Annotated in this window: 4 protein-coding genes; 3 read left to right on the forward strand and 1 reads right to left on the reverse strand. The window is 69.0% G+C overall.

The genetic code is table 11. The annotated features are described in order from the left end of the window. Positions 1 to 164: 164 nt before the first annotated feature. The 3 genes from ACIRYZ_RS46145 to ACIRYZ_RS46155 are packed head-to-tail and all read left to right on the forward strand — an operon-like array spanning position 165 to position 4,076. Positions 165 to 1,268 (forward strand): tyrosine-type recombinase/integrase, encoded by a 1,104-nt coding sequence (locus tag ACIRYZ_RS46145; RefSeq protein ID WP_402955663.1) that lies wholly within the window; start codon positions 165 to 167, stop codon positions 1,266 to 1,268. A 16-nt stretch (positions 1,269 to 1,284) separates the two neighbouring features. Next, positions 1,285 to 1,638 carry a helix-turn-helix domain-containing protein gene (locus tag ACIRYZ_RS46150; RefSeq protein ID WP_402955666.1) on the forward strand — a complete coding sequence of 118 codons (354 nt, stop codon included), beginning with the start codon at positions 1,285 to 1,287 and terminating at the stop codon, positions 1,636 to 1,638. Further along, positions 1,635 to 4,076 carry a site-specific integrase gene (locus tag ACIRYZ_RS46155; RefSeq protein ID WP_402955669.1) on the forward strand — a complete coding sequence of 814 codons (2,442 nt, stop codon included), beginning with the start codon at positions 1,635 to 1,637 and terminating at the stop codon, positions 4,074 to 4,076. The genes ACIRYZ_RS46150 and ACIRYZ_RS46155 overlap by 4 nt, the downstream gene beginning before the upstream one ends. 110 nt (positions 4,077 to 4,186) lie before the next feature. On the opposite strand, the gene ACIRYZ_RS46160 is transcribed toward ACIRYZ_RS46155, so the two are convergent. Continuing rightward, positions 4,187 to 4,780 (reverse strand): DinB family protein, encoded by a 594-nt coding sequence (locus ACIRYZ_RS46160; protein WP_402955672.1) that lies wholly within the window; start codon positions 4,778 to 4,780, stop codon positions 4,187 to 4,189. Positions 4,781 to 4,942 lie beyond the last annotated feature (162 nt).

A 4,942-nucleotide genomic window follows, 5' to 3' on the forward strand; every position in this document is an offset into this window, starting at 1 on the left:
GAACCCTCGGGAGTTGCATCAGATGGGCGAGAAGTCGCAGGTCGGCAGCTCACGGGAGGGGCGTGAGGCTCTCAGAAGCTACTATGCGCTGGCGGTCTGACCAGGCATGTTGCCGAGGTGATCCCTTCTGATGCATGATCTGCCCTCCAGAAGGGATGGTCTGGATGGTGCATCAGCGCAAGGTCGCCCTGGCCGGGTCGGCTCACCTGGAGCTCGTCTCCGGCGTGGTCCAGCTGCGTCCCGAGGACGCGATGTTCGATGCGATGCTGCGGGGTTGGCGGGCCCAGCAGAAGGCACGGGGGCTTCAGGACGAAACGGTCGAGGACCGGGAACGGCTCATCCGCCGGTTCCACGAGTTCGCGAACGACTACCCGTGGCAGTGGACGCCGGCCCACATGGACGAGTGGTCGGTGTGCCTGACCGGCGAGAAGCACCTGGCGCCGTCCACGATCCGCGGCTACCAGGGCATCGTCCGCCTGTTCAGCGAGTTCGTCATCGACAGCCGGTACGGCTGGGTGCCTGCCTGCGAGGAAGCCTTCGGCGCCTTCCCCGTGGCGATCTGCCACGAGTGGAACACCATCCCGCACCTGCAGGACTACGAAGGCAGCCCAGAGGCACGGCCGTTCACGCGGGAAGAGCTGCAGCGATTCCTCGACTACGCCGACGATCAGGTCGACCGCGCGGTACGCGCGAAGCGCAAGGGCGCCCTGGCCGCCTACCGCGACGCCACCCTCTTTAAAGTCATCTACGGCTGGGGACTGCGGCGGACCGAGACGTCCAAGCTCGACGTCGTCGACTTCGGACGCAACCCGCAAGCCCCGCAGTTCGGGCGGTACGGCACCCTCAACGTCCGCTACGGCAAGGCCAAGAAGGGCCAGCAGCCCAGGCGCCGGAACGTGCTGTCGGTGATGGACTGGGCCGTCGAGGCGGTCGCTGACTACGTCGAGAACGTCCGGCCCCGGTTCGGGTTCCCCGACCATCCAGCCCTGTGGATCACCGAGCGGGGTGGACGTCTCCAGCCCGGATCCATCAACGACCGGTTCGAGGCATACCGCGATGCCCTAAAACTCCCAAAAGACCTAGTTCCGCACTCAATCAGACATTCGTACGTCACCCACCTGACCGAGGACGGAGTGGACCGGCGGTTCATCCAGCAGCAGGTCGGCCACGAGTGCGACAGCTCCACGGCGATCTACACCCACGTCAGCGACGACTTCATGAACACTGCCCTGCACAAGGCACTGGCCCCGGCATTCGCCGGAGCCTGACGGGAAGGACCTGACGATGACCGCCAAGCTCGACTACCGCTGGCACCTGCGCAAGGTGATGGCGGACCGCGGGATGTTCTCTACCACCGACCTCATCCCGCCGCTCGCCGAACGGGGCATCACCTTGTCGACGAGCCAGGTCTACCGGCTCGTGGTCGAGCGGCCTGAACGGCTGAGCCTGAAGATCCTCATGGCCTTGCTCGACATCCTGGACTGCCGCATGGACGACCTCGTCGAGCCGATCGCCTCGGCCACTGCGGTGAAGAGGCCGAAGAAGGCTGCGGCCGCGGGCGCCGCACCGCCCTCAGCGGACGGGCTCGGTGACCTGCGGCCCAAGCGGGCCAGGATCAGGGGTGTCGACCTGCCGTGACCACCACCACCGACCAGCCGGCCCGCGCGGTCACGGATCCCGTCGGCCTGATCATGGACCTGATCACCCGCGTCGAAACGGGCCTCGACCCCGCGGCCGTCCGGGCCGTGGTCCTCGGCGTCGCCGGTGGCCGCGCGAAGTCGCGCCGGCTCGCCGAGGCCCTGGCGGCCCGGTCCGAGGTCCTGTCCGACGGCCGCTCTCCGGCGCCCCGGGCTATCGGCGACCTGCTGATCGCACTCCGCAAGGCCGGAGCCACGACGATCTCGCCGCCGGTCTGCCGCGACTGCGGCAAGCACCTGCGGACCTTCCAGCGCCGAGGCCAGGACTGGTACTGCGGGGTCTGCAACCAGGACGCCGCCGAGTGCGCCGGCTGCGGAACCGCTCGCCGCATCCACTCGCGTGACCGGGCCGGCCGGCCGCGCTGTTCGATGTGTCCCGACACCGATCCACGCGACCCGGTCGACGTCATCCACGAGGTGATCACCACGATCAATCCGGCCGCCGATCGCGAGGTCGTCGCCGACGCGGTCCGCCGGTCCGCTCCCCGCCCCTCCTACCAGCAGAAACTTGCCTGGGCCTTGGAGGACAACCCCCGCCTGTTGACCGGCGCGGGGCACCTGGCTCCCCTTCGCGCCATCCCGCGGTTCATCGAACTGCTGCACGCCGCCGGCATCGGAGGCGTCGTCCGGCCCGCCTGCCCCCGCTGCCGGCGCGTCGTCCGCATCGACAAGCCCCTCGACGGGCAGCGGGTCTGCCGCAACTGCATCGCCAAGTCCCGCATCGAGGAGTGCTCGCGCTGCGGCGCCCGACGCGAGCCGGCTACCCGCGACGCCGAGGGCCGGCCGCTGTGTCCGCACTGCCTGATCACGGACCCGGCCAACCTGGAGACCTGCATCGTCTGCGGCAAGCGGCGCATGGTCTGCACCCGGACTCCCGACGGGCCGATCTGCCCGAACTGCCGCCCCCTGCCCACGCTGGTCTGCTCGATCTGCGGCCGAACGGCGCCCTGCATGCTCTCGAAGCTGACCGGGCAGCCCCGCTGCGGCCGTTGCGACCAGCGAGAAGTGAACTGCACCGTCTGCGGACGCTTCCGGGACATTCACTCCGGCACCGCCGACGCGCCCATCTGCGGCCCCTGCACGAAGCCGGACGCCGAACTCTGGGGCCCCTGCCCGACCTGCGGCGAGGCCGAACGGCTGACGACCCCCGGCCCCTGCCGCCGCTGCACGCTCAAGCAACGGCTCGACGACCTCCTCACCGACGACACGGGAGCCGTCCCGCCGAGGCTGCAGGCCCTCCACGATGCCCTGGCCGGCACCCAGCGGACAGCGACGGCCATGAGCTGGCTCTCGAAGGGCATCGTCGCCACCGTCCTGTCCGACCTGGCCTCCGGCCGACGTCCCCTGACCCATGAGGCCCTGGACGAACTACCCGACAGCAAGGTCGTCGAACACATCCGAACCGTCCTCGTGGCCGCTGACGCTCTGCCGCACCGCGACGAGCAGATGGTCCGACTCGAACGGCACGTGAAGGACCTCGTCGCCTCGCACGCCACCCCCGAGGGGCGGCAGATCCTGCACCGCTACGCGACCTGGCATCTGATTCGCCGGCTTCGCCGCCGAAGCCGCGGCAACGACATCACGCACACCCAGCTCAACGTCGTACGCGTGCACCTGAGGGCCGCCGTCTATCTCCTGGACTGGCTCACGGACCAGGACCTGACCCTGGCCAGCTGCCGCCAGAGCGACCTCGAACGCTGGATGACCCGCGATGAAACCCAACTCCGAAGGGAAGCAGGTCACTTCGTGCGCTGGGCCCTCGCCCAGAAGATTGCCCGTGACCTCAGCTTCCCGGCCGTGAAGTGGAACGGTCCGTCCCAGGCCATGGACGACGACGCCCGCTGGGCCACCGCCCGCCGCCTGCTGCACGACGACACCATCCGGACCGAAGACCGCCTGGCCGGCCTGCTGTTGCTCCTCTATGCCCAGTGGCCAGCAGCGATAGCCCGGCTGACCACCGGCCACATCGAGGAGGCGGCCGCGACGGTCCGCATCCGCCTCGGCGATGTCGCGGTTGCTCTGCCCGGACCGGTCGCCGAGCTGGCCCTGAAGCAAGTCTCAGCCCGTCGCAGCCACGCGGTTCTCGCCCAGACAGACTCTCCCTGGCTCTTCCCCGGCGGCCAGCCCGGCCGCCCGATCAGCGCCTGGGCCATGGGTGAACGGCTCCGCAAGCTCGGCATCCGACTCGCTGAGACCCGCTCCACCGCGCTGTTCCAGCTCGCCACCGACCTGCCCTCCGCGATCCTCGCCCGCACCCTGGGCATCCACATCACCGTCGCCGTCAAATGGCAGCGGGCCGCCGCCGGGGACTGGGCCGCCTACGCCGCCGACGTCACACGCCGCTTCGCTCGACAACAGCCAGGGACGACGCCGTCATGACACAGCTGCTTGCCTCATCAACGTCCAAAACCGACGCCACCCTTATGTGATGGGAGTGGGGAGGCAGGCAACCACACGAACCACCACGGCAAACACCTCCCCGAACGACCTCAGCGCTGCTTGGCCTGAGCCTCCTTGGCGGACCCCTCCAGCCGGTTCCAGTAATCCTGGTACCACGCCTCGTCGCCGCCATCCATGTTGCTGTTCTCCTCCCGCATACCGACCTTGCCGTCGATCAGCTCGCGGACGATGTCGGCCTGGCCGGCGTGCCGGTTCGTCTCGGCCGTCATGTGCAGCATGACCAGCTGAAGTGTCACGTCCCCGCTGTCGCCCCACCACGCGACGTGGCCCATCGCGTCGAGCGGCAGCGCCTTGATCGTCGCGTCCGCGTGCGCCCAGGCGCGGCGGTAGAGGCCGAGAACGTCCTCGCGCGACTCGTCGGCGGGTGCCCACATGTCCGAGTTGGGCTCGGCGCCCTCCTCGTGCCAGGGGAGGGATTCGTCGTGCGGGCGGCCGAAGGTCGGGCCAAAGTACCCGAGTTCGACGCTAGCGAGGTGCTTGACGAGGCCGAGGAGGTTGGTGCCGGTCGGCGTCAGGGGGCGACGGATGTCGTACTCAGACAATCCGTCCAGCTTCCAGACAACGGCCTTGCGGGCTTCCTTGAGGTACCGGTGCAGGTCGTCCTTGGGATCATTGGGCTTCACGGGACCGAGTCTCGCACCGCCTGCCGACAGTGGTCGCGTGAGTTCGCCAGCCGCCCAGGATGCATCAGCTGGCGACTGGGCCGTTTGCGCCGCGAACCGACCGTCCAAGGAGCCCTGATGCGGCAGGCATTCGGACAGTTCCAATACCCGACTCCACCATTA

The sequence above is a fragment of the Kitasatospora sp. NPDC101155 genome (genome assembly GCF_044768305.1).
Lineage (GTDB): Bacteria > Actinomycetota > Actinomycetes > Streptomycetales > Streptomycetaceae > Kitasatospora.

Excerpts from the sequence above, each read along its gene's own strand:
- ACIRYZ_RS46145 (WP_402955663.1), top strand. The coding sequence starts at position 165 with ATGGTGCATCAGCGCAAGGTCGCCCTGGCCGGGTCGGCTCACCTGGAG.
- ACIRYZ_RS46150 (WP_402955666.1), top strand. The coding sequence starts at position 1,285 with ATGACCGCCAAGCTCGACTACCGCTGGCACCTGCGCAAGGTGATGGCG.